24 protein-coding genes are annotated in these 25,216 nt (G+C 41.0%); all 24 read right to left on the bottom strand.

The features are described from left to right. Positions 1-14: 14 nt before the first annotated feature. Entirely contained in the window at positions 15-2,678 is a 2,664-nt protein-coding gene (metH, locus tag KO534_RS07965) for a methionine synthase (protein WP_252732019.1), read from the bottom strand. Positions 2,679-2,687: 9 nt separating this feature from the next. Continuing rightward, the gene (locus tag KO534_RS07960) at positions 2,688-3,746 is read right to left on the bottom strand and encodes a homocysteine S-methyltransferase family protein (RefSeq protein WP_215929119.1); all 1,059 of its coding nucleotides are present in this window, start codon (positions 3,744-3,746) and stop codon (positions 2,688-2,690) included. A gap of 44 nt (positions 3,747-3,790) precedes the next feature. Beyond that, positions 3,791-4,711 (bottom strand): homoserine O-acetyltransferase MetA, encoded by a 921-nt coding sequence (gene metA / locus KO534_RS07955; RefSeq protein ID WP_215929118.1) that lies wholly within the window; start codon positions 4,709-4,711, stop codon positions 3,791-3,793. Positions 4,712-4,878: 167 nt separating this feature from the next. Continuing rightward, complete coding sequence (locus tag KO534_RS07950) at positions 4,879-5,301, bottom strand: DUF2802 domain-containing protein (protein WP_215929117.1); 423 nt, start codon at positions 5,299-5,301, stop codon at positions 4,879-4,881. A 90-nt stretch (positions 5,302-5,391) separates the two neighbouring features. Beyond that, positions 5,392-5,886, bottom strand: a complete 495-nt coding sequence (locus KO534_RS07945; RefSeq protein WP_215929116.1) for a chemotaxis protein CheW — start codon at positions 5,884-5,886, stop codon at positions 5,392-5,394. A gap of 25 nt (positions 5,887-5,911) precedes the next feature. Beyond that, positions 5,912-6,625 carry a chemotaxis protein CheW gene (locus tag KO534_RS07940; protein WP_215929115.1) on the bottom strand — a complete coding sequence of 238 codons (714 nt, stop codon included), beginning with the start codon at positions 6,623-6,625 and terminating at the stop codon, positions 5,912-5,914. Continuing rightward, a complete protein-coding gene (locus KO534_RS07935; protein WP_215929114.1) occupies positions 6,622-7,401 on the bottom strand; it encodes a ParA family protein in 780 nt (259 codons plus the stop codon). The genes KO534_RS07940 and KO534_RS07935 overlap by 4 nt, the downstream gene beginning before the upstream one ends. A 99-nt stretch (positions 7,402-7,500) precedes the next feature. Further along, entirely contained in the window at positions 7,501-8,601 is a 1,101-nt protein-coding gene (locus tag KO534_RS07930; RefSeq protein WP_215929113.1) for a protein-glutamate methylesterase/protein-glutamine glutaminase, read from the bottom strand. A 67-nt stretch (positions 8,602-8,668) separates the two neighbouring features. Further along, positions 8,669-10,777 carry a chemotaxis protein CheA gene (locus KO534_RS07925; protein ID WP_215929112.1) on the bottom strand — a complete coding sequence of 703 codons (2,109 nt, stop codon included), beginning with the start codon at positions 10,775-10,777 and terminating at the stop codon, positions 8,669-8,671. Between the two features lie 12 nt (positions 10,778-10,789). Continuing rightward, positions 10,790-11,554 carry a protein phosphatase CheZ gene (locus tag KO534_RS07920; RefSeq protein ID WP_215929111.1) on the bottom strand — a complete coding sequence of 255 codons (765 nt, stop codon included), beginning with the start codon at positions 11,552-11,554 and terminating at the stop codon, positions 10,790-10,792. A 33-nt stretch (positions 11,555-11,587) separates the two neighbouring features. Then, the gene (cheY, locus tag KO534_RS07915) at positions 11,588-11,971 is read right to left on the bottom strand and encodes a chemotaxis response regulator CheY (RefSeq protein ID WP_039989185.1); all 384 of its coding nucleotides are present in this window, start codon (positions 11,969-11,971) and stop codon (positions 11,588-11,590) included. A gap of 57 nt (positions 11,972-12,028) precedes the next feature. Further along, complete coding sequence (locus tag KO534_RS07910; RefSeq protein WP_215929110.1) at positions 12,029-12,760, bottom strand: RNA polymerase sigma factor FliA; 732 nt, start codon at positions 12,758-12,760, stop codon at positions 12,029-12,031. Continuing rightward, a complete protein-coding gene (locus KO534_RS07905) occupies positions 12,757-13,626 on the bottom strand; it encodes a MinD/ParA family ATP-binding protein (RefSeq protein ID WP_215929109.1) in 870 nt (289 codons plus the stop codon). The genes KO534_RS07910 and KO534_RS07905 overlap by 4 nt, the downstream gene beginning before the upstream one ends. Beyond that, the gene (flhF, locus tag KO534_RS07900; RefSeq protein WP_215929108.1) at positions 13,623-14,930 is read right to left on the bottom strand and encodes a flagellar biosynthesis protein FlhF; all 1,308 of its coding nucleotides are present in this window, start codon (positions 14,928-14,930) and stop codon (positions 13,623-13,625) included. Before flhF ends, KO534_RS07905 begins: the two co-directional genes overlap by 4 nt. A 45-nt stretch (positions 14,931-14,975) precedes the next feature. Then, positions 14,976-17,075, bottom strand: coding sequence for a flagellar biosynthesis protein FlhA (flhA, locus tag KO534_RS07895; protein ID WP_215929107.1), 2,100 nt, complete (start codon positions 17,073-17,075; stop codon positions 14,976-14,978). 106 nt (positions 17,076-17,181) lie between these two features. Continuing rightward, positions 17,182-18,306: a flagellar biosynthesis protein FlhB gene (flhB, locus tag KO534_RS07890; RefSeq protein WP_215929106.1), complete on the bottom strand. Its 1,125-nt coding sequence runs from the start codon at positions 18,304-18,306 to the stop codon at positions 17,182-17,184. Between the two features lie 17 nt (positions 18,307-18,323). Continuing rightward, entirely contained in the window at positions 18,324-19,085 is a 762-nt protein-coding gene (gene fliR / locus KO534_RS07885) for a flagellar biosynthetic protein FliR (RefSeq protein WP_436836579.1), read from the bottom strand. Between the two features lie 57 nt (positions 19,086-19,142). After that, complete coding sequence (gene fliQ, locus KO534_RS07880) at positions 19,143-19,412, bottom strand: flagellar biosynthesis protein FliQ (protein WP_215929104.1); 270 nt, start codon at positions 19,410-19,412, stop codon at positions 19,143-19,145. 35 nt (positions 19,413-19,447) lie between these two features. After that, a complete protein-coding gene (fliP, locus tag KO534_RS07875; RefSeq protein ID WP_215929103.1) occupies positions 19,448-20,203 on the bottom strand; it encodes a flagellar type III secretion system pore protein FliP in 756 nt (251 codons plus the stop codon). After that, positions 20,200-20,712: a flagellar biosynthetic protein FliO gene (gene fliO, locus KO534_RS23605; protein ID WP_215929102.1), complete on the bottom strand. Its 513-nt coding sequence runs from the start codon at positions 20,710-20,712 to the stop codon at positions 20,200-20,202. Before fliO ends, fliP begins: the two co-directional genes overlap by 4 nt. Continuing rightward, the gene (fliN, locus tag KO534_RS07865) at positions 20,672-21,091 is read right to left on the bottom strand and encodes a flagellar motor switch protein FliN (RefSeq protein ID WP_215929101.1); all 420 of its coding nucleotides are present in this window, start codon (positions 21,089-21,091) and stop codon (positions 20,672-20,674) included. The genes fliO and fliN overlap by 41 nt, the downstream gene beginning before the upstream one ends. 29 nt (positions 21,092-21,120) lie before the next feature. After that, positions 21,121-22,179 (bottom strand): flagellar motor switch protein FliM, encoded by a 1,059-nt coding sequence (gene fliM, locus KO534_RS07860; protein ID WP_215929100.1) that lies wholly within the window; start codon positions 22,177-22,179, stop codon positions 21,121-21,123. Positions 22,180-22,207: 28 nt separating this feature from the next. Beyond that, entirely contained in the window at positions 22,208-22,729 is a 522-nt protein-coding gene (gene fliL / locus KO534_RS07855) for a flagellar basal body-associated protein FliL (protein WP_215929099.1), read from the bottom strand. Between the two features lie 98 nt (positions 22,730-22,827). Next, positions 22,828-25,116: a flagellar hook-length control protein FliK gene (locus tag KO534_RS07850; protein WP_215929098.1), complete on the bottom strand. Its 2,289-nt coding sequence runs from the start codon at positions 25,114-25,116 to the stop codon at positions 22,828-22,830. Between the last annotated feature and the right edge of the window lie 100 nt (positions 25,117-25,216).

The raw sequence follows: 25,216 nt of genomic DNA, 5'->3' as shown, positions 1-25,216 counted from the left end.
TCAATCCTTATTCATTATTGGAGGTTAGGACCTAACCATTTTTCAGCTTCTAAGCGACTCCAGTTTTTACGAGCAGCATAATCTAACAATTGATCTTCCTGAATTTGAGCTACTGCAAAATATCTGCACTCAGGGTGCGAGAAATAAAATCCCGATACCGCAGCTCCAGGCCACATAGCGTAACTTTCGGTCAGTTTCATACCGGTGTTTTTCTCTGTTTCAAGCAAATCCCAGATCAATTGTTTTTCAGTATGTTCTGGGCAAGCTGCGTAACCGGGAGCAGGTCTTATTCCTTGATACTTTTCGCGGATTAGCTCTTCGTTAGATAAGTTCTCATCTGGTGCATAACCCCAAATTTCTTTGCGTACTTTTTCATGTAAATATTCAGCAAAAGCTTCAGCAAATCTATCGGCAAGAGATTTAATCATAATGGAGTTATAATCATCACCTGCATCTTCGTATTCTTTTGCTAAAGCATCCTCCCAGGTACCTGCAGTCACCGCAAAGGCACCTAGGTAATCGGCTTTCCCTGAAGACTTAGGCGCAATAAAATCACTGAGACAATTATTCGCACCTTTGGGTTTTTCGGTTTGTTGGCGCAGGTGGTGGGCTACAAACGTCACATTATTACGACTTTCATCAGCATAGATTTGAATATCATCTTGCACTCGATTCGCAGGAAATATGCCCATCACCCCTCTGGCGATTAGCTCTGGGTTATTGCATAAACTCTTGAGCATCACTTGAGCATCATCAAATAGATTTTGGGCTTCTTTACCCACTACCTCGTCTTGTAAAATACGCGGGTACTTTCCTGCTAACGACCAAGTTAAGAAAAATGGTGTCCAGTCTATATAATCGACTAACTCCGCCAAACCAACACTTAAACTAGTTACACCCAACTTATTCGGAATCGGAGGCTGGTAGGTATCCCAATCATAGTTAAAGCCATTTTCTCGCGCTTGTTCTAAGGTTACCGGTCGAGTACGAGGCTTTTTCTTGGCATGTTGGACACGCACTTTTTCATAATCGAGCGCTAATTCTTCTGCGTATAATGCGCGATTTTCAGTAGTAATTAATTTTTGACAAACACCTACAGCTCGACTGGCATTTGGCACATACACCACTGGATGTTGATAGTTGTGTTCAATTTTTACAGCTGTATGAGCTTTTGAAGTGGTTGCGCCACCAATTAACAGTGGTAAGTCAAAGTCTAAACGTTGCATTTCTTTTGCTACGTGTACCATTTCATCAAGTGAAGGGGTAATCAATCCTGAAAGGCCTATCATGTCGACATTTTCGTCTCTTGCCACTTGCAATAATTTTGCACAAGGCACCATTACACCAAGATCGATGATTTCAAAGTTGTTACATTGCAGCACTACGCCAACAATGTTTTTCCCAATATCATGAACATCCCCTTTTACCGTAGCTAACAAAATTTTACCGTTACTACTGCCTTGGTCTTTCTCTAATTCAATATACGGATTGAGATATGACACCGCCTTTTTCATCACTCGTGCAGATTTAACAACCTGAGGGAGGAACATTTTACCCTCACCGAATAAATCCCCCACTACATTCATACCGTCCATTAAAGGCCCTTCAATTACGTGTAGTGGTCTATCGGCATCAAGGCGAGCCGCTTCTGTATCTTCTTCAATAAAGTCCATGATGCCGCGCACCAAGGCATGCTCCAAACGTTTATTGACCGGTAATTTGCGCCATTCTAGGTTGTCTTTGACAACAGCTTTGCCATCACCTTGATATTTGGGTGCTAATTCTAGCAGCACATCCGTTGCGTGCTCATGACGATTTAAGATCACATCTTCTACCGCTTTTTTGAGCTCTTCTGGAATTTGGTCGTATACTTCTAGTTGCCCTGCATTAACAATCCCCATATCCATTCCGGCTTTAATAGCGTGAAACAAAAACACCGAATGCATAGCTTCGCGTACTGGGTTGTTACCTCTAAATGAAAAAGAAACGTTTGATAACCCACCCGAGACATGAGCATGTGGAAGAGATTGGCGGATTCTTCGAGTAGCATTAATAAAATCTACTGCATAATTATTATGTTCTTCAATGCCCGTTGCTACCGCGAAGATATTAGGGTCGAAAATAATATCCTGAGGAGGAAATCCAATTTTTTCGGTGAGCAATTTATAACTACGTTCACAAATCTCAAATTTTCTTTCTTCAGTATCTGCTTGACCTTGTTCGTCAAATGCCATGACAACCGTAGCGGCACCATAACGTTTTAAAAGCTTGGCTTGATGCAGAAAGTTCTCTTCACCTTCCTTCAAACTAATGGAGTTAACCACGGCCTTGCCTTGCACACACTTTAAACCAGCCTCAATCACTGACCATTTAGAAGAGTCAATCATGATTGGAACCCGAGAAATATCAGGTTCAGACGCAATCAAATTTAAAAAGCGCGTCATGGCGGCTTCTGAGTCCAACATGGCTTCATCCATATTGACATCTATAATCTGCGCGCCATTTTCGACTTGTTGCCGAGCTACATCTAAGGCTTTTTCATACTCATCATTAAGGATTAAGCGCTTAAACATCGCTGAACCCGTCACGTTGGTACGTTCACCTACATTAATAAAGTTTGCTGAGGATTTTGCCACTGTATCAATGGGCAGATTTTTATCTATTTCATTTATACTCATAATAACCGCCTAATGGACAAAAGCTTCTAAACCAGATAGGCGCATTTTTACCTTTCGTTTGACAATTTTTCGAGGTGGGTAATCTTTTACCGCATCCGCGATTGCCTCTATGTGTTTTGGAGTACTGCCACAACATCCGCCGACTATATTTAATAATCCTGACGCAGCCCACTCTTTAATGTGTGAAGCCATCTCATCACTTTCCATATCATATTCACCAAATTCATTAGGTAGACCTGCATTAGGATGCGCAGACACAAAACATTCTGATACTTGGGAAATTTCCTCAACATATTGACGCAATAAATCGGGACCTAGAGCACAATTTAAACCAAATGAGAATGGCTCAACATGGTTCATCGAATAGTAAAAAGCCTCTGCCGTTTGACCAGACAAAGTACGACCTGAGGCATCGGTAATAGTGCCAGAAATCATCACCGGCAAATCAACATTAAGCTCTTCAAACACACTCTGCACAGCAAACACCGCCGCTTTAGCATTTAGAGTATCAAAAATGGTTTCAACCATAATTAAATCTGCCCCACCCTCAATCAACCCATGGGTGGCTTCTACGTAAGCTTCAACTAATTCATCAAATGTAACGTTACGTTTAGCAGGATCATTTACATCGGGAGAAATCGAAGCGGTGCGACTAGTTGGTCCTAACACCCCTGCTACAAACCTAGGTTTATCGGGTGTTTGCGCGGTAAACTTATCTGCCGCTTGCCTAGCTAATTTCGTTGCTTCAATGTTTATTTCTTTCGCCAATTCTTGCATATTATAATCGGCCATAGAGATAGTGGTGGCATTGAAGGTATTGGTCTCAATGATATCCGCGCCCGCAGCTAGATAAGCACAATGAATGTCATAAATAATTTTCGGTTGACTCAATACTAATAAATCATTATTGCCTTTCACATCAGAATGCCAATCAGCAAAACGTTCCCCGCGATAATCCGCTTCTTCTAATTTATGTTCTTGGATCATGGTGCCCATAGCCCCATCCAGCAACAATATTCTATTATTTGCCGCTTCAATGAGTTTGCTTTCAGTAATTCTTTGACTCAATGTTATTCTCTTTATTCTTGGCTCTTAGCCACAAAATTTAGGTTCTACTCAGAAAGCTGAGTTAAATCGTAAGGGGTATTTTGGTAAACGTAATAATTTAACCAGTTAGTAAACAATAAACTGCCATGCGCTCGCCAATTCACTATTGGCTCTTTGTTAGGATCGTTATCTTTAAAGTAGTTTACTGGGATTTGCGGCTGACCATTAGTCGATAAATCTCTTTGGTATTCTTGTTTTAAACTTTCAGGATCGTATTCAGGATGTCCAGTTACAAATACCAAGCGTTTATCTTCCGACGCTACTATGTAAGCACCACCTTCTTGCGACTTAGCTAACACATTCAAACCAGGTATGGAGTCATAATCTGCCAAACTTATTTCGCCATAACGTGATTGTGGCGCGTAAAAAGCGGGATCAAAACCTCGTAATAATTCGTCGTGTTCATTCTGGACAAAATGCTGGTAAACCCCACTCAGTTTTTGGTCTCTTAACTTTCTGTTTTTTCCAAAAAAGTGATAAATTGCTGCATGAGCAGCCCAGCAAGAAAACAGAGTAGACTGCACATGGCGACGGGCCCAATCCATAATTACCGTCATTTTTTCCCAATACTTCACATCCTGATAGGCGAGATGCGCTAATGGCGCTCCAGTCACAATGAGCCCATCATATTTTTTATTTGCCACATCATCAAACTCAACGTAGAAATTATCCATATGGGCTGCAGGAGTATTCTTAGGCGCCTGATTATCGATTCGAATAAGGTCGATGTTAACCTGTAATGGAGTATTCGACAGTAAACGCAAAAATTGCTCCTCAGTTTCCATTTTATTAGGCATCAAATTTAGGATACCTACTTCCATAGGCCGGATATCTTGAGTCGCAGCTCGTTGTGTATCCATCACAAAGATATTTTCTTTATTTAAGACATTTTGTGCAGGTAAATTACTTGGGATTCTAATTGGCATACAAGGATCTTAGGCAGAAAACGATGTGAACAAATTTGGCTTAATACACTAAAAAAGTCAACTTCTTTACGTCTAGACGTCTAAATGAAATTTTCAGAATATAAAAAATCGATCTAAGAATAACAAAGTCAACTCTGTGTTAAATAGAAAGTGAAGCATTTGCGGGGTTAGCGTTGTTTATTATGGAGATTAAATAATAGCTCAGCCTCAGCCGCAGGCATATCACATTCGCGCATTACATCTTCGAGGCTAGCCCCTTGGCTAATAAGCTTTGCGCCTTTGCTATAAAAACGGCTTTGGGGATCTTGCTCAACAAGATTGGCAGCTAAATCTTGTTGTGCGGTTTGCAAATTATCCACTTGTTGTACTAACTCTTTGACACGATTAATGACGCCGTAGTTGCCACTTCGGATTTCATGTAATTCTTCCTTGAGGTCATTTATATTTCTGCTAAGTTCAGATTGAAGATGCCCTTGTGAAATGACTGTCTCTTGATGAGTCTTAATACGTTTAAATAGGAGGGCACACAAGGTTAAACAAATGATAGAGACAAACAATGCAATTAAGCTTAATAATAATGGGAAACTCATAGTTATCTCTAAAAGGGTAAAAATACACGTTTCGCTAAAACATAAACAGGCGTCCTATGTTTTAGCGAACGAGGGTCGTAGGTTCTGGACTTATATGTTGGTAATTTCGGTCCACTCTTCATCGCTGAGCAATTTATTTAGATCAACTAGGATCAGCAACTGACCATCTCGGTTGCTTACTCCCTGTATAAACTTGGCACTTTCCTCAGTTCCAACATTGGGTGCGCTGTCTATTTCAGACGAACGTAGGTAGACCACTTCAGCCACACTGTCTACAAGTATGCCTACTACTTGATCATCAGATTCGATAATCACTATACGGGTGTTGTCTGAAATTTCAGACGAAGGCAATCCAAAGCGTGAACGAGTATCGATAACAGTAACGACGTTCCCTCTCAAATTAATGATACCTAACACATAATCGGGTGCGCCAGGAACTGGGGCGATTTCAGTGTGACGCAACACCTCTTGAACCTGCATAACATTTATGCCGTAGGTTTCTTCTCCTAGTTTGTAGGTAACCCACTGCAGCACTTCATCACCATTTGCGGCTACTGTATTACTTGAATTTCTGTCGTCATTCATTCCCATTGCTCCGGCCCAAAATAGGCTAATCGTTGCTGCTTAAACCTTGATTCAACATATTGATCAGTTGTTGTACATTCATCAAGGCACACATTTTCTTTTTAACCATTCCAGATAACCATGGTCGACTACCTTCTACATTTCGCCACTTCACGTCATCTGGTAACAATGTTTCGGTGGCAACCAAACTTTCACAGCTCAACCCCCAACCACTTTCACCTAATACTATAAGATATTGATATTTTGTGGATTCTGCCAGCTTTTCAGCAGATTTTTCTGGCATTACCCACTTTGCTGTATCAACTACATTAAACTTTTCTTCTCGATGCAGCAAAACACCTTTAAACCATGCAGGCTTCCCAAAAAGAGGGTTAATACTCTCTATTTGATGTATTCCACCTAACTCTGTCAATGGAACAGCCAAGGTCATACCTGCAACCTCGAACAATAGCACTTGGAATTCGCCCTTAGGAATAACAGGTACAATAACTTTTGAAGGTGTTTTAATGGTCGCTAACTTTTTTTCGACCTTAGGCTCTAGAACTTTAGCAATAGCAGGCACCGTTTCTACAGTTTCTACTTCAGGCTCAATAAAAGGTTCAGTTCTTGGAGCAGGAGCGGTTTTTAAAAGCTGTTCAACAGATTGACGTTGAACATCTTCAAGTACAGCATCGTCACTCAACAATGCTGACATATAATCGTCCATCACATCTTCGTTAGCGAACGAATTACCACTCATTTTTGCGATTCCAATTTTTGAAGGAAGCTAAGTAACTTCGCATAGGCAAACACCCCTCGGGATTTAGGGCAATAAACTGATGGGGGACTTTGTGCCTGACTGGCATCTCTGAAACGTGTATCAACTGGAATTAATCCAACCCATACGCTCTCTTTATAAGTGCGAGTTAATGTACTATATGCTTCAGTAGCAGCGTTAACACGTTTGTCGTACATAGTCGGCACTATAGTGTAGGCAAACGTTTTTGCTAAAGATTTTTGCATAATTTCCATAGAATGTATCATTCTATCCAAACCCTTTAACGCTAAAAATTCAGTCTGCACAGGTATCACCACCCTATCGCATGCTGCAAGCGCGTTAATCATTAACACGCCTAAAACCGGTGGACAATCGATAAGAGCGTAATCGAACTCATCACGTATTAAGTCTAGCGCCTGCCTGAGTATTAGACCCATCCCACTTTGTGTGCCTAACTTTCTATCAAGAGTAGCAAGAGCCATGGTCGCTGGCAGAATAAACAAAGAGTCTAACTTTGTGGGGCTCAAACAATCTAAGACATTTTCTTTTGTTACAGACTTCCCAGCCATAAATACGTTAAATAGGCTAGCTGACAACTCTTCTGAATCAACACCAAAATAATAACTCAGTGACGCCTGAGGATCCGTATCTATCAAAATCACTCGTTTCCCACTTTGAGCCAATAGGCCACCAAGAGTAACTGTTGTGGTAGTTTTACCTACTCCGCCTTTATGATTAGCTACGGTCCAAACTACCACGCGAGTAACCACACGCAAACAATAAGACTCAAAGAAAATCTTGCGACAAACAGACTGATACTTTCACTTAGAAACAACACCCGCAGTGCCCCTTTTCCCTCAATCTACTATTTCATTAAGTATATGACCTGCCATATGAGCAATGTCATAATTCGCTTGGGAAATATTAGCTATGGTAACCGCTTGAGGCATACCGTATACAACGCTACTTTGCTCATCTTGTGCCCATATTTTAGCACCTTTGTCTTTTAGCTTTTTACAACCTTCTCTGCCGTCAGCTCCCATTCCTGTTAAGATAATGGCGAGTACGTTACTTGAATAAACCTGAGCCATAGAATCAAATGTTACATCAACGCTCGGTTTATAGGTCGCATCTGGAAAACGTTCAGGTTCAGAAATTTTTATTTTTGCATTGCCTGAACTGCCCTCAATTGTCATTTGTTTTCCACCAGGAGCAAGATAACATATCCCAGGTCGCAAGCTTTCACCATTCGTCGCTTCTTTCACTGAGACTTTACATAAATCATGTAAACGTTTAGCAAATGCCAAAGTAAAAGAACCAGGCATGTGTTGCACTAAAACAACAGGAACTGGAAAATCCCTCGGCAACTCAGTCAATATTTTCTGAAGGGCTACAGGTCCACCAGTTGACGTACCTATTGCCAAACAATCGTAACGACTTGAATTGTTTGCGCCTAAGTGAGGTTTCCTATTAATTCTATTTAAGGAGCTGGGGGGAAAAATATCGCTTGATTTCAATGCATCGGAACGCATTTTTGCCAACGAATGGCTCCTGATTGCTTTACGCCCACAAAGTGCTTTTACTCGGTTTTGTAAAAGAAGAATCGCTTCTTTTCTGTTTAACGCAATATCTTCGAATTTCTTTGGAAGAAAATCTAACGCACCCGCATCCAATGCGTCTAAGGTCGCTTGCGCTCCCTCCAGAGTAAGTGATGAAAACATAATAATAGGAACAGGATTACTTGCCATTATTTTTTTGACGGCAGTAATACCGTCCATTACAGGCATTTCAATGTCCATAGTTACAACATCTGGTTTTAAAGAAGCAACTAAGGTCAAGGCCTCCTGACCATTTTTGGCTTCCCCTACCACTTCTAATTCAGCATCGTCTTCAAGTATCTGTTTTATTCTGCGGCGAAAAAAAGTTGAGTCATCAACTATCAAAATCCTATATGTCATCTTCGCCTATCTTTTTTATAATATTAACTATCAATTTTTCTTTAGGCTTCATTAAGCGCATATCTACCTATGTTTTCTTGGTCGCATACCTTTTCAATAGCCCTGGTACATCTAATATCAAGGCGATACCACCGTCACTGGTTATGGTAGCACCAGCCATGCCAGGTGTACCTTGAAGCAGTTCATCCAATGGTTTAATTACTACTTCTTCCTGCCCAATTAATGCATCAACTACAAAACCAAGTTGTTGGGTGCCAATTTGAACCACAACAACATGCCCTGTAGTTTTATCAATATTAACTTCACCCCTTGCTAACCATTCTCCTAAATAGAATAGTGGAATAGCTTTAGAACGAACGATCATGGTTAGCTGACCATCAACGGTATTAGTTTTTTGCATATCAAGATTGATGATTTCATTCACAGAACCAAGAGGCAGCGCAAAGGTTTGTTCACCAATCACTATCATTAGGGTGGGCAATATGGCTAAGGTTAATGGCACTTTAATTTCAAGTGTAGTACCAACCCCCATACTAGAATCAATATTGACGGAACCGTTGAGCTGATTTATTTTGGTTTTGACTACATCCATACCCACACCACGGCCGGATACTTCAGATATTTCAGTTTTAGTTGAAAATCCTGGTGCAAAAATCAAATTGAAGGCTTCAAGATCAGTCATTCTTGCTGCGGTATCAGCGTCCAAAACACCTCGGGAAATGGCTATTTCTTTCAGCTTTTCTGGATCCATCCCCTTACCATCATCAATGATACTTAATAATATATGGTCGCCTTCTTGAGACGCTGACAACTTAACCGTGCCCATAGACGGTTTACCTGCAGCCTTTCTTTCTTCTGGCATTTCAATACCATGGTCAACAGAATTTCGAACCAAATGCACTAAGGGGTCAGCCAAGGCTTCTACTAAATTTTTATCTAAATCCGTCTCTTCACCTTCTAGAATAAGCGTAATTTCTTTTTTAAGCGTTCGTGCAAGATCGCGAACAACTCGAGGAAAGCGCCCGAATACTTTCTTAATAGGCTGCATACGGGTTTTCATTACTGCACCTTGCAAGTCCCCCGTAACAACATCTAAATTGGCGATGGCCTTTGCCATATTTTCGTCATTGCCATTGGCACTAAGGCTGAGTAGACGGTTTCTGACTAATACTAACTCCCCAACCATATTCATTATTTGATCTAGACGTTTAGTATCGACTCGAACTGTCGTTTCCGCTTGGGGAGGAGGAGTAGACTTTTTCTCTTCTTTTTTTGCAGCGACAGGTTTAGTGGCTTCAACTTTATTTACTGCCGCTTTTTTAACTTCAGTAGGCTCGACCACAACCGGTTTGGCTTCTTTCGCTTCGTCTGGCTTGTCTGCAGGACCTTTGCCTTTGCCGTGAAGTTGATCTAAGAGCGCTTCAAATTCATCATCTGTAATGTCATCTCCCGATGAATTTTGCTCGGTTGTCGCCTCTTCATTAGCAGTGTTAGGAGTTTCATCTCCTTTGAACTGTCCTTTGCCATGCAACTGGTCTAGAAGTGCTTCAAATTCGTCGTCACTAATATCTTCATCGCTTGAAGACTCTTCTTCAATCTTAGCGACTTCCTTAGTTCCTGGCGCATTACCGCCATGTAATTCATCTAATAATGCCTCAAATTCATCTTCACTAAAATCATCTGAACTCAACTCACTTTGATCCTGATTTACAGGCTCTTCATCACTAACGATAGTCTCAGTCGCGATTGGCTCTGGAGTTTCTGACGCTGCAGCTTCATCTGCCGACTCGGGCTTACTGAGTCTGGTAAGGGTATCGATAAGGCTTTTTTCTGCAGCCACTAGAGGCTCACCAGCTTTGACAAGATCAAACATTTGCACGACTTCATCGGTAGCCTGCAATATTACATCCATCAGTTCAGGCGTAAGGGTTCTTTGACCATTTCGCATAACATCAAAGATATTTTCTGCACCATGGCAAATATCAACTAATTCAGTCAGTGATAAAAACCCAGCGCCGCCTTTAACAGTATGATACCCCCTAAAAATGGCGTTAAGCAGATCCGTATCTTCTGGATTATTTTCTAAATCGACGAGCTGCTCCTGCAAGAGCTCTAAGATTTCACCGGCTTCAACCAAAAAGTCAGCTAGTATTTCCTCGTCAACATCAAACGCCATATTAAGGTCCCCTTAAAATCCCAGACTCGAAAGCAAATCATCAACGTCATCTTGATCTGACGCTACGTCTTCTCTGCTGTCGGCATCCAAAATTGGACCTTCAGCCTTAACCATATCGGCTTCATTCTCAGATTTGTTAGGCTTTTCAATTACCTCGGCACCATCTTTAGGTTCAACGCCGCCAAACATAGTGAGCATGTAGACTAAATTATCTTCAACCTCTTTAACGAGTTCAATAACTCGTCTAATAACTTGACCGGTCAAATCCTGGTAACCTTGAGCCATCAGTACTTCAGTCAATAAACCTGTTAATTTTGCAGAATCGTCACTACCTACTTTCAGAAAATTGTCTAATTCTTTTACTAAAAGATTAAATTCACCTAACTGTAAATCTCGAGCAATCAGTTTATTCCATTCAGGTAACACCTTTACAATGCCGTCATGCAATTTCTCTGCAATTGGCATACAAGAATCCACCAAGTCCATGGTTTTATTTGCAGCTTCTTCAGTTGCTTCTATAACATAAGTTAATCTTGTCTGAGCATCTGGAATATCTTCGTTCGCCATGTCGACTATACGAGGATCAAGTTGAAAATTATTCAATGAGTCGTGAAGTTGGCGAGTTAATTTACCCACCTCGGCAAACAGCTCTACAGAACTTTGAGCCCCGGCGGATTCAAGTAAATCTTGAGCGCCTTGATTATCTCCGTTCTCTAAAAGTACTACTAATTTTTTTGCGTCATCAAGAGAAATTGGCGCATTTTTCAAGGCCGTCATACAGTCTTTCCTCGTATTCAGATTAGCCTGAATTTAACCAAGTCTTTCAAATATTTTTGCTAATTTCTCTTTTAACGTTGCTGCCGTAAAAGGTTTAATAACATAACCGTTAACACCAGCTTGCGCAGCAGCAACAATTTGTTCCTTTTTAGCCTCAGCAGTCACCATCAAAACAGGAATGTGTTTTAGGTTAGCGTCTGCTCGAATAGCTCTTAGTAAATCAATACCTTGCATACCGGGCATGTTCCAGTCCGTTACCACAAAATCGAAATCACCTTGCTGCAACATAGGTAATGCAGTACTACCATCATCTGCTTCTTGTATGTTTGCAAAGCCAAGATCTTTAAGTAAGTTCTTGATAATCCTACGCATAGTTGAAAAATCATCAACAACAAGGATCTTCATATTCTTATCCAAAACCACCTCCGGTAAGAGTTTTAACACTTAGTTTAAAACCCAACTTTATTGCTATAATTATTTTTCGTTTGAACGCCAAGACTGCATGCGAGACTTAAGCTTTAACATCGCTTGGCTATGTATTTGACTCACTCTGGATTCACTTACATCCAGTACTTCACCAATTTCTCTTAAATTCAGCTCTTCATCATAGTATAGAGACAATACAATTGCTTCACGCTCTGGCAATGTAGTAATGGCATGAGCCAGTGCTTTTTGAAACGAACCTTGAAGAAAATCTTCAAAGGGCGTGTCTGAACCTTTGGTTTGTTGTGTACTTATGACATCTTCCGTAACGCCTAAATCTTCTATCCCAATAATTTTTCCAGCATTCACCTCATTTAACATCTGGTGATAACTTTCAATGCTGACTTCTAGCTTGACTGCTACATCTAGGTCTCTGGCGTCTCGCCCGGTTTCACGTTCTACTTGATTAATCGCTTCGGTAATCGCGCGACCATTTTTATGCACAGAACGGGGCGTCCAATCTCCTTTGCGTATTTCATCTAACATTGATCCTCTAATACGGATCCCTGCGAACGTTTCAAAACTGGCACCTTTGCTACCGTCAAAATTTCTCGACGCTTCTAGTAAGCCTATCATACCCGCCTGTATTAAATCATCGACTAATACACTAGCAGGCAAACGAGCAATTAAATGATGCGCAATTCGCTTAACCAAAGATGCGTGTCTTTCTACCAACTCATTTTTATCGGCTAATTGTTGGTAAGCGGCAGCTTTACTATTCACCTGTTATCGCCTACTACTTTTTTATTTGTGACCAATTGTTCAAGGAAAAACTCTAAATGGCCACCTGGTTGATTGGGAATGGGCCATTCCATCGCTTTCTTAGCAAGTCTTCTAATAGCCATAGCTGCGGGTGAAGTTGGAAATGCCTCAACTACAGCTTTTTGTTTTCTTACTGATTTTCGGACATTTTCATCAAACGGGATCACAGCCACAAGTTCTAATGCCACATCTAAAAATCTATTAGTTACCTTAGTCAATTTTGAAAATAGCTCGTCGCCTTCACGCATACTGCGCACCATATTAGCAACAATCTTAAATCTAAATATACCATGTTCTTTATTCAGGATTTTTATCAAAGCGTAAGCATCGGTTAGAGACGTCGGCTCATCACACACTACCATCATGATATCCTGTGATGCTTTGGAAAAGCTTAATACCATATCTGATATACCAGCCGCTGTATCAACAATCAATACATCAATTTGTGATTGTAATTCACTGAAAGCCCGAATGAGACCTGCATGTTCGGTAGCAGTTAGTTCTGTCATCGATTGGCTACCAGAGGTGGCTGGAGCAATCTTGATCCCATAAGGACCTTCAACAAGCACTTCATCTAAAGTACATTCGCCAGACAAAACGTGAGAAAGGTTTTTCTCCACTCGAAGACCTAAAAGCACATCAACGTTAGCGAGGCCTAAATCGGCATCCAACACCATGACTCTCTTGCCTTGCTGAGCGAGTGATATTGCGGTATTGAGGGTAACATTTGTTTTCCCAACACCACCTTTTCCGCCGGTCACGGCTATTACTTTTATTAACCTAGATTGATTCATTCTTCTTAAGCTACTCGCTTGGTCCTCAATCATACTGCCACTACTGCGTTATTAACGTGATTAGGACTAGTATGAATTAAACCGAATTTTTTATAAAGCTTCGCAGCACTAGTAATTAAAAATTTTGTACTTGCAGGTTGCAAATCTTCAGGTACTCGTTGCCCGTCAGCCAAATAACAAATCTGTAGTTTGTTCTCAATTGCCACGCTAATTACCTCTCCTAAGCTGTAACACTCATCTAACTTAGTCAATATACACCCTTGCAGAGAAATCTGTCGATACTCATTTATAGTTTGTTGCATAACTCGGTATTGGCAGTTTGCTTGCATCACCAGATAATGTCTAATGTTAGCACAAGAATTCTGTTTCATTGTATCTAACTGCTTGATTAGCCTAGCATCTTTTTGACTAAAACCCGCAGTATCTACCAATACTAAACGTTTATTTCTAAATTGATAAAGTAAATCTGATAGTTCGTTTGAATTTTGAGCTTGTTTAACGCTACAACCTATAATTTTTCCGTAAGTCGCAATCTGCTCAAATGCACCAATTCGATAATTATCTAAGGTAATAATCGCCACTTGATCTGCACCAAACTTATGAGCGGCTTGTGCCGCTAGCTTTGCGATAGTGGTGGTTTTACCTGTACCAGTGGGGCCCATCAATGCCACTACGCCCGCTTGCGATAAGATATCATCATGTTTGGTTTGTAGTCTATTAGCTAATAGTTTTAAGAGGAATAACCAAGATTCTCTTTCATCAGCCTCTTCGGGAGCATATGAAACCACTTCCTCAGCCAACGAATCCGAAATCCCCATTTGCTGTAATCTTTGGAACAAATATCCGTGCAAAGGATGTTTACGATTCTTTTCTTGTTCAATCAACCCCGACACCTGAAACTGGAGAATGTGACGTAAAGAGGATAATTCTTGGCGCATTTCTTTTAGTGCATCTTGCTGCTGGGAATCTTGCTTTGTGGGAGCTGGATTATTTGAATAATACTGTGGATGCGTTTCAGGCTCCTGCTTTATTTCTTTAGTTTGCGCTGGAGAAGCAGAATTTGCCTGTTTTTCTAATAACGCTTTTAAACTATCAGGACCTGTATCACCAATAATCTCACTCAAAGTAGGGGTTTTTCTTGGTATTTGGGTTTGGCCCTTCGATTCAGTTTTGCTGTCCAAAATTTGTGCGACAGGCTCTTTATCGTAAGCAGCGACTATTTCGATACCGTCAGCATGTTTTTTGTTTGACATAATGACCGCATCACCACCCAACTCATCCTTTACCTGTTTGAGTGCTTCCCGCATGTCTTTGCCATAAAACCGTCTGATTTTCATATATACCCCTTAAATACCCACACTACTTCATTTGAACCCGTCATATTATTGACCCACGGCACTGACAATTTTAATTTGTTTGTCATCTGGTATTTCCTGATAAGACAATACATGTAAACCACTCACCGAGTGTTTTAAGAACTTCGACAATACCGGTCTCAACATACCCGAAGTCAATAAAACTGCGGGTTCGCCAGCTAATTCTTGTTGTTGAGCCGCTTCGTTTAACGAACCTTGCAACCGTTCTGCAAGGCCTGGCTCTATACCCGCTCCATCAGCACCGCCTGCTTGGAGTGACTGGTGCAACATCTGTTCCAGTTCTGGAGCCAAGGTAATAACCGGTATCTCTGGCAATCCGCCATTAATCTCTTGAACAATTAAACGCTTAAGGGCAATACGTACCGCTGATACCAATACATCTGGATCTTGGCTTTTAGGACCAAACTCACACAAGGTCTGCACTATGCTGCGCATATCTCTAATTGGCACACCTTCGTAAAGCATGGTTTGCAGAACTTTAACCACAGTACTCAAAGGCAATATGTCAGGCACCAAACCTTCAACTAATTTAGGGCTATTTTTAGCTAACAAGTCTAATAATTGCTGTACTTCTTCGTGGCCTAACAACTGGTAGGCATTATTGGTTAACAATTGACTTAGATGAGTAGCCACAACAGTAGCGGCGTCGACCACCGTATATCCTAAGGTTTGCGCGTGCTCTCTTTGGTTTGCCCTGATCCATACGGCATCCAATCCAAATGCTGGGTCTTTGGTCACTTTTCCTTCTAATTTTCCGAACACTTGCCCAGGGTTAATAGCCAATTCATCATCGTGGCTCAATTCCGCTTCACCAACAGTGACCCCTAACATGGCGATAGTATAATTGTTTGGACTCAGGTCTAAGTTGTCGCGAATATGTACTGGAGGAATAAGGAAACCCAATTCTTGTGACAGTTTTTTTCGTACCCCTTTAATGCGGGTAAGCAGTTCTCCGCCCTGAGCTTTATCCACCAGCGGGATGAGTCTATAGCCCACTTCTAGCCCAATAGTATCAACATGCTGAACGTCGTCCCAACCAAGCTCCTTCACTTCTAATGGTTGTTGATTTTGTTCAGGTAACGATTTCACCTCTTCTGGCTCATTGGCTATTTTCTGTGCTCGCCAATAGCTGTAATACGCGTAACCACCTACTACAGCACTAAACCCTAAAAAGGCAATGTGCGGCATTCCTGGTACGATACCCATCACAAATAAAATTGCCGAGGTAATATATAAAGCTCTTTGATTGCCTAACTGTCGACTTAATTCATTCCCCATTTCCTGTGAGTCATTTTCTCTCGTCACAATAATGGCAGTGGCAACTGAAAGCAGTAATGATGGAATTTGTGCCACTAAACCATCACCAATTGTTAATAAGGTATAAATTTCAATTGCGTCTCCAAATGCCAAGTCATGCTGGATCATGCCAATAAATAAGCCACCGACAATATTAATTAACATGATGAATAAACCCGCAATGGCATCACCTTTGACAAATTTAGAAGCACCGTCCATCGAGCCATAAAAGTCTGCTTCGCTTGTGATCTCAAAACGCCGTTTACGGGCTTCATCAGAATCAATAAATCCCGCATTTAAATCAGCGTCAATTGCCATTTGTTTGCCGGGCATAGCATCTAAAGTAAAACGCGCGCTGACTTCAGAAATACGCCCTGCACCAGCGGTAACAACTTTAAAATTAATAATAAGTAAAATCGCAAATACCACTATACCAACGGCATAGTTCCCACCAATTACTACTTCTCCGAAGGCTTGAATTACTTTACCTGCGGCGTCTCCACCTTCATGGCCCTCTAATAAAACTATCCTGGTTGACGCTACATTTAAGGCAAGTCTCAAAACTGTGGCGATAAGTAACACTAGTGGAAATATGCCAAAATCAACGGGTTTCTTGGTAAAAACCGAAACCAAAATAACAACCAAGGAAAGAGCAATATTAAAACTGAAAAGAATATCTAGAAGAAATGCAGGCATAGGTAAAATCACCATGCCCATTATGGCCAACAAGACTATTGGCGCTCCTAACCCAGATGTAACTGACTTTAATTGGTTTTTATCAAACCTACCTAAATACGATGTGAGTTGCATAAACGAATTATTGACGCTTTGTTAATTTTGTTGACCTTAATAACAATAAAAGCAACTAGCGCGCCAAGTATCATAGAAACGATAATGATCGAGTAACAAGTTGAATTTAACGCCTTAATTCTGGTGGGATCGGTAAATTGCGATTTAGAGGTTTAGGACGCTTACCTTTGCCTTGTTTAAAGGCTTTCAATTGATAAACGTAGGCTAGAACTTGAGCAACAGCCATAAACAATTTCTCAGGAATTTCATGCTCAGCTTCAGTAGAATAATAAATAGCCCTTGCCAACATTGGAGACGCAACAATTGGCACCTCGTGTGCGTTAGCGATGGTACGAATATGCATGGCCATTTCGTCCACCCCTTTTGCCACTAAGGTTGGCGCACGAGTACCGAACTGGTCGTACTTTAATGCCACAGAAAAATGAGTGGGGTTAGTGACAACCACATCTGCATTCGGCACTTCTTGCATCATACGATTTGCAGCGGCTTGGTATTGTAACTTACGAATTCTACTTTTTACTTGGGGATCACCATCAGCATTTTTACGTTCGTCTTTGACTTCCTGCATAGACATTTTCATTTCTTTATTGTGTTTATAGTTCTGATAAGGCACATCAAAAACAGCAATAGGGATCAAAGCACAACACATGATTAAAAATCCCCAAGCAATTAACTCCATCGCGTGAAATAAATTACGAGGGTACAACTCTAAGTCCAAATGTAATGCTTCATCCTGAAACGTTATCAATGCGATATAAGCCATTAAAGCAACCACTACAAATTTAGCGATCGCTTTCAATAATTCCACCACGCTGTTCATACCGAACATACGTTTAAACCCTGCTATTGGGCTTATTTTTTGTGCTTTGGGTTTCGCGCCATCCCAGGTGAAATTATAACCACCTAGCGCAATATTTCCGTAGATCCCTGCAATAGTCACAATCACCATGTACAACAATACAGGCATGCTAATTGTATCGAAAGCATACCCCCAAGCTTGAAACATGTGGGTAAAATCATAGGTTTCATCCCGAGACAAAGTGAAGGTACGTTGTGTCACTTCGAATATGGCGCTGGCAATCATCGAACCAATCAGTAAAAAACTCACGGCACTCGAGATTAAAACTAAAGCGGTTGACAATTCTTTAGAACGGGCGATTTGACCTTTTTTACGGGAGTCCTCAATTTTTTTGGAGGTGGGTTCTTCTGTTTTTTCGTTTGCATCAGACATGATTTCCTCCCGTTATTCTATGGACAAACTAACACTAACTGACACATCATGCTCTGTGCCCGATCCCACATCACTTCAAAATGATGGGTTAAGTTGTCTAAAGTTAACCAAATTATTAGAAGTCCCATAATTTGCGCGATAGCAAAACCGATACTAAAAATATTCAATTGCGGCGCAGCTTTAGTCATGACTCCAAAAGCTAAGTTGACAATAAGCAACGACACAATAGGTGCCAGAGAAATGGTGACGGCTGAAATAAACATCCAACCTGCCCAGTGCGCGATGTCTCTAAATTGCTCAGGGGCAAACCAAGCCACACCAATTGGAAAAGCTTCGAAACTCATCACAACCATACGGATCATCGCTAAGTGCCCATCTAATGCCCAAAAGAGTAAAGTGGCCAAAATAAGATAAAACTGCCCGACCGCTGGTACATTAATTCCATTTACAGGATCTACAATAGATGCGAAACCTAATCCGGTCTGCAAGGCTACTATTTGTCCAGCTAAAACAAAGGTATTGAGCACCATATTGGATATAAACCCTAAAGCAATTCCTATGATTAGCTGCTGTATCACTAACAAAAAAGTTCCCACAGAAAAAAGCTCTGCAGCTGGAATGGGCACAGGTGGTATAACTGGGATGATAATCAGGGTTAAAAATAACGTTAATAACGCTCGGGTAGTCGGAGCCACAGTTTTAGCACTTAACCCAACCATGGAAGTAAAAAGCCCAGCTACGCGCATAAATGGCAACAATAAGTCGGCCAAATACTGCATGATAGTAGTTGTGGTTATATCCAAGATTTTAACCTAAAACCTGAAAAGTCATGGTATCTACCCCACCACTTCTGGAATACGCTCGACTATAGTGAAAAAGAAGTCCATAAGCTTTTGTACTAACCAATGTCCTCCCCAACTTAGTGCTAACAAAGTCACAATTAGCCGTGGCAGAAAACTCATAGTTTGTTCATTAATTGAAGTCGCAGCCTGAAACACGGCCACGATTAATCCCACAAATAAACTCGGCAGAATGATCGCTGAAACCAACAGAATAACCATCTGCAACGCTTCTTTAAGAATTTCTACAAAGACCTCTGGACTCACAGGTATACCTTATTTACATAGCTAATTAACATACGCTACCCCATACCAAAACTGTTAGCTAAGGTACCAAAAACTAAATTCCAGCCGTCTACTAAAACGAATAACATCAGTTTAAATGGTAATGACACGATCATGGGTGACAACATCATCATGCCCATGGCCATTAAGATCGAAGCAACCACTAAATCGAGAATCAAAAAGGGGATAAACAACATAAAACCAATTTGAAATGCTGTTTTTAGTTCGCTCGTTACGAACGCAGGAATCAGCACATTCATTGGTACGTCAACGGGATCTTGAAATTGTCCGTCCATACCCCCTATTTGCACGAAAGTTTCCAAATCCTTAACCCGAGTTTGCGCCAACATAAAGGCACGCAAGGGTTCTTTGCCTAATTCATAGGCCTGAATTGAAGTAATTTCTTCATTTAAGTAGGGTTGCAATGCCGTTTCATTCATCTTTTCAAACACAGGAGCCATGATAAACATCGACAAAAATAAACTGACACCAATTAAGATTTGATTAGAGGGCGATTGCTGCAAACCAATTGCTTGACGTAAAATCGATAAAACAATGATGATCCTTGTAAAAGACGTCATCATCATCACAAAAGCAGGTAACAGACTCAGTGCAGTCATGATAGCTACGACTTGCAAAGTCATAGTATATTCTTGACTACCGTCTGGATTATCAGTAAGGGTTAACGCTGGGATCCCCGGCTCAGCTAAGACCTGACCACAGACAAGACTAAGCACGAGTATTAAACAAAGTTTTAAGGATATTTTTTTCATGACTTTTCACTCTCAGATTTAGTAGAGGTCTTGTCATTTTGAGTCATTGCTGGATTTATTTTACCTGCCATAAACAGCGTAAGTTTATCTTTGAATTTATCATTTCCGGAGGATGAAGACGTCGCAGTAGTAATTGGGTTAGCAAGGGTCGCCAGGTGATTAATATTATGAGCAGTCACTCCCAACAAATGTTGCTCACCCGCGACTTCAATCACCATGACTCGTTCTTTGGTACCAGCCATCATAGACGCGACAACTTTAAGATTTGAAGTACCAGATTGAGTGACATTAAACCGACGCATCAGGAACGCCAACATAAAAACAACGCCAATAACCAGCAATAAAGACAGGAATATTGACACTATTGAAGTTGGGTTTGATAGAGATTGAGGCGCCGAATTGGCCTCAAAAGAAACACTTAAACATGAGCAAAGAGTTATCCAAACCCATGTTTTATAAGGATTTTGTTTATCTAAGCTTTTTAATTCTTTCCAGTTGACTAATAACATCAGTTAATCGAATACCAAATTTATCGTTGACTACTACTACTTCTCCATGAGCAATCAACGTGCCATTTACTAAAACATCTAATGGCTCTCCAGCAACTCGGTCAAGTTCCACTACTGACCCTTGGTTCAACTGTAGTAAATTTCTAATGCTAATATTACTACGACCCACTTCCATAGAGATAGTCACAGGAATGTCTAAAATGGTATCTAACTTGCGTTTTTCTTTAGGCGTTATTTCGTGATCTTCATCAAACTCTTCAAGTTCGGCTACCTCGGCCCCCGCAATAGACTGTGCATCAGCGCCTTCTTGCTTACTCTCTTCATCGGCTTGTTCGGCCATTGCCGCTGCCCAATCATCTAAACCGTCTTCTTCACTCATAATTTACTCCATACTCTTGATGACGGGATTTACCAGTCATCTTCAAGGGTTTGTAATTCGGCGTCGCTGTCAATTCTTCGACCGCCTTTTGTTAACAGTTGCAGCTCAGACTTCACAGAAGTCGGGCGCGGAATTTTCTCAATGATCTTAAGTGCTACGTTATCTCTGGAGCGACCTAACTTAGCTCTAAAAGTCGGTAAATCTTCGATTAACACCGTAATATGCTCAGGCATTTCGATGGGGATCACAAAACCGGCTTCAAGCTCCATGACATCTTCTAAGGACAACTTTAAATCCATCATATGTGTTGATAACGCGACTTCCACATCCATAATTTCATCTCGTAACGCTTTGCTCCAGCGCAAATCAGTGTCTTCTTTATCACTTTGCACACCGGCATCTAATAGCTCACGAATGGGTTCTAACATTGAATACGGTAGAGATACGTGGAAATCACCACCACCGCCGTCTAATTCAATGTGAAAAGAACTGATGACAACGACTTCTGTTGGACTCACTATATTGGCCATCGCAGGATTAACTTCTGAGTCAAGATACTCAAACGAAACATCCATAACTGGCGCCCAAGCTTCTTTATAGTCTTCAAAGATAAGTTTCAACAACATTTGAATAATACGACGTTCAGTTGGAGTAAACTCCCGCCCTTCAATTTTAGCGTGATAGCGACCGTCACCACCAAAAAAGTTATCAACCAAAATAAACACTAACCTAGCTTCCATGGTAATCAAACCCGTACCTTTAAGAGGACGGAAACGCACCATATTTAAACTAGTAGGCACAAACAAGGTATGGATGTACTCTCCAAATTTAATCATTTGGATGCCATTAATAGAGACTTCAGCTGAGCGACGCATCATATTAAATAAACTGACGCGCATATGACGAGCAAATCGTTCGTTAACGATTTCAAGAGTTGGCATACGCCCACGGACGATCCTGTCTTGGGAAGAAAAATCGTATTCCATAGCCGAGCCATCAGAGACGCCACTGTCAACTTCTTCTTCTTCAACATCGTCTACACCATGTAATAGTGCATCAATTTCGTCTTGGGATAATAAATCGCTCAATCTAACTCTCTCATTAACTAATCAGTGATTACTGCATAACAAAACCAGTAAAAAGAACTTCTTCAACAGTTTGATTACCGCTAACGTTCATCATGGTTTTTTGCACTTCTTTCAAAGCACTATCACGAATCGCAATTTTACCTGCCTCTGTGACTAAGTCATCAGCATTTGCAGTACTAAATATTTTTAACAAGGTACCTTCAATCAAAGGAATATGCATTTTAGCTTGTTCTTCGTTATCGGAACCTCGCATCATTAACTGCACTTTAATTTCAACCAATCGGTCTCGGGTTGAACCGGGTACATTAAATACGAAGGGTCTAGGCATCGCGACATACAACGCTGTGCCAGTTTTAACAATGGCAGGGCCTCCTGCTTCACCTTGCGCCATAGGCTCTCCATCAACAGCTGGCGCGTCTGCGGCATCGTCTCCCATCAAAAAGAAATAGGCAGCACCTCCACCCGCAATGAGTACGACAACAGCAACGATGATAATAATCAGTTTGCTTTTTTTGCCGCCTTCTTCCATTTTTAACTCTTCTTCAGCCATGCTAATCTCTCAAATTACTAAACACTAGTATTAGTATCAGGCCCAAAGCTAATTTGGCAAAGCCCTTTAGCCCATTTAGTTGCAATTTTATCCTCAATTTATACAAAATAATCGATGCCACCTAAGGCCCCATTAACAATATTTTGTTGGGCTAATACTTGCTCTGGTACCTCAAGGCTGTCTATTTCATCTTTACCAGCACCTTGACGAGTAAATTCACCTTCGCCTTGGTTTTGTTGACCATCACTTTCTTGACGCACTGATGACTGACCAAGTTCAATACCTTTTTCTGCCAACATTTCTCTTAACCTTGGGGTGGCGTTGTCAACGGCATCTCTTGCTAGTTGCGACTGAACCACAAAATTCACAGTAGCAGACTCTCCGGACACTGCGACTTTGACGTTTACTGATCCTAGCTCAGCGGGATCAAGTCGAATTTCAGCAACAAGATTTTTAGTATTAACCATCCAACGAACTTTTTCAGCCAATTGTTGATGGCCTTCTGGCTTGGTTATATTGACGGCTTTATCAAACTTTGACTCAAGCTGGTTGAGTTGTAACTGCTTACTTTGCTCACCTTGAACTTGGGCCACGTCTCTCGATGTCGCGCTATATATTTGATCATGACGTTCCTCAATTGAACGGTTGATAGATTGTGCTAAATCCAATACCTGAGAAACACTGCTGGCTATTTGTTCTAAATTAACAGGGGTTTTAACCACTGTTGTCGCAGCCGAATCAGTATTTTTAGACAGTGCGTCAGAAATCAAAGCTTTCAAATCAATACCCGGCTCTCTGCCTTGAGATAGTTGATTCTTAAACTCTTCTAAACCAGTCTTTAGAGCCGCAACAAAGTCTTTTGTAGAGGTCTCATTTGAGTTAATTATTTCAGCTACTTTAGGTGTAACTAGCTGTGATGCAATTTTTTCTGACTGGTTCGACTCGGATGTGTTTTTATTTTCGAAAACCCGCTGAGCAATATTTTCTAGAACTTTTTCCAATTTAGCGTCAGTCAAATTCAAAATACTTTTTATGTCACTATTTTCATGTACTTTATTGGCATTGTTAGGGTTGAGTTGTTTGTTAGACAACTCTTGATTGATTTGCACTTCTTGTTCAACTAATTCAGCTGAATCGGCTTCAGAAGTGCCAGCTGTTAGATCAACTTCTGTATGCAGCGATTGCACTAGATGTTTTGCCACATTAGGCTCCGCTATCTTGTCTACTTTTGCAGGCTCTCGAGTATTTTTTGTATCAGTTTCAGCAACTAAGGTTCTTAATAGATCTTTATCCTCGACTAGCGACATATCTATTTTAGGGGTATTTTCTGACGGTTGATTGCCCCTTTTAGTTTGTTCATCAGTCTCACTTTTAGCCACATCAATGACGCTCCTATCCGCAACGTCACCTTTCTGGGTCATTTCCTGTATCTTGCTATTTAGCTGTTGCAGCACCTCTGGCTTTTCCAACAACAACTCAGCGGCTTTTTGTTTGATTTCAGATTGGGACAATTCTTTGGAGTCAGAAATGGCTAGCACCTCAACTATCACCTTATCAACCAGTTCAGATATATTCTTGACGGATTGTGAATTAGTGAGCAACACATCACTATTTTCAGAATTCTGGATGTCACTTTCTTGGCTTTCATCAGAGGAGAGAGTTTGCTCCACCCGCTTCTTAATGCTCACTGTTGAGGCATCTGAATCTTTGATGTCTTCCCGTGGCTCGGCAACGTAGCCGTCCAAGGAAATCCGAGAATTGTCGGCAAAAGAGCGCTGTTCAATTTGTTCTAATAATTCTTGTTCCGATTGGCTGAGTAATGATAAGTCGACTTGGGTTCCGTCAAGCTCCTGCAAAGTAGATAAAATAGACTCATCATCACTTGCTAACTTTTTTAGATTATCAATCAATAAGACCCATTCTTCAGCAACAATCTCAGATGAATTGTCACTTGCCTGTTTAGGCTGTTGGCTTGAAGGTATCACAGCTTGTGTTTCATCGCTGACATCGTCCCCGTTAACGGTACTCTTTTCAGGTTTCTCTGTGTCAACGACTGGTTCTTTTCCTTTAATAGAAATTTTATCTTGTGACGCAGCTGATTTAGCCGTTTCTTCTGATTTTGAGTGACTATTTGAAACAGAAGAATTTTTTACTGTGTCTTCACTCTTCAATGAAGAAGAATCACGCTTTGCGATTTCAGTAGCCTGCTGCTTGTTGGCTCCTAAAGTCGCAGAGTTAGATTTAACTATGACGGGATCACTCGTTTCGTGGTCTTGCAGTATCTGACCAAATTGCGTATTTGCTGCAGAACCCACCTTTGAATGAGACTCTGTACCTGTGGCAAAAGCGGCAATTTCTGATTTGCTGGTGGCAACATGTTGCATCATTATTTGCTATCCCTCGAACTGAGACATTTCAGCTAACCCACTGACTTACAAGAATTATATTTAGATGTCGGTCGTTTCTAATTAACATTTCTGTGATAAG

The sequence above is a fragment of the Paraglaciecola arctica genome (assembly GCF_018861065.1).
In the GTDB taxonomy this organism is placed as follows: Bacteria; Pseudomonadota; Gammaproteobacteria; order Enterobacterales; family Alteromonadaceae; genus Paraglaciecola; species Paraglaciecola arctica_B.
This window is presented reverse-complemented; position numbering and strand designations above follow the sequence as displayed.

Coding starts and splice junctions, on each gene's coding strand:
- metH (WP_252732019.1), bottom strand. CDS start 2,678: ATGAGTATAAATGAAATAGATAAAAATCTGCCCATTGATACAGTGGCA.
- metA (WP_215929118.1), bottom strand. CDS start 4,711: ATGCCAATTAGAATCCCAAGTAATTTACCTGCACAAAATGTCTTAAAT.
- KO534_RS07950 (WP_215929117.1), bottom strand. CDS start 5,301: ATGAGTTTCCCATTATTATTAAGCTTAATTGCATTGTTTGTCTCTATC.
- KO534_RS07945 (WP_215929116.1), bottom strand. CDS start 5,886: ATGAATGACGACAGAAATTCAAGTAATACAGTAGCCGCAAATGGTGAT.
- KO534_RS07940 (WP_215929115.1), bottom strand. CDS start 6,625: ATGAGTGGTAATTCGTTCGCTAACGAAGATGTGATGGACGATTATATG.
- KO534_RS07930 (WP_215929113.1), bottom strand. CDS start 8,601: ATGACATATAGGATTTTGATAGTTGATGACTCAACTTTTTTTCGCCGC.
- KO534_RS07925 (WP_215929112.1), bottom strand. CDS start 10,777: ATGGCGTTTGATGTTGACGAGGAAATACTAGCTGACTTTTTGGTTGAA.
- KO534_RS07920 (WP_215929111.1), bottom strand. CDS start 11,554: ATGACGGCCTTGAAAAATGCGCCAATTTCTCTTGATGACGCAAAAAAA.
- KO534_RS07905 (WP_215929109.1), bottom strand. CDS start 13,626: ATGATTGAGGACCAAGCGAGTAGCTTAAGAAGAATGAATCAATCTAGG.
- flhF (WP_215929108.1), bottom strand. CDS start 14,930: ATGAAAATCAGACGGTTTTATGGCAAAGACATGCGGGAAGCACTCAAA.
- flhA (WP_215929107.1), bottom strand. CDS start 17,075: ATGCAACTCACATCGTATTTAGGTAGGTTTGATAAAAACCAATTAAAG.
- flhB (WP_215929106.1), bottom strand. CDS start 18,306: ATGTCTGATGCAAACGAAAAAACAGAAGAACCCACCTCCAAAAAAATT.
- fliR (WP_436836579.1), bottom strand. CDS start 19,085: ATGCAGTATTTGGCCGACTTATTGTTGCCATTTATGCGCGTAGCTGGG.
- fliP (WP_215929103.1), bottom strand. CDS start 20,203: ATGAAAAAAATATCCTTAAAACTTTGTTTAATACTCGTGCTTAGTCTT.
- fliO (WP_215929102.1), bottom strand. CDS start 20,712: ATGTTATTAGTCAACTGGAAAGAATTAAAAAGCTTAGATAAACAAAAT.
- fliN (WP_215929101.1), bottom strand. CDS start 21,091: ATGAGTGAAGAAGACGGTTTAGATGATTGGGCAGCGGCAATGGCCGAA.
- fliL (WP_215929099.1), bottom strand. CDS start 22,729: ATGGCTGAAGAAGAGTTAAAAATGGAAGAAGGCGGCAAAAAAAGCAAA.
- KO534_RS07850 (WP_215929098.1), bottom strand. CDS start 25,116: ATGATGCAACATGTTGCCACCAGCAAATCAGAAATTGCCGCTTTTGCC.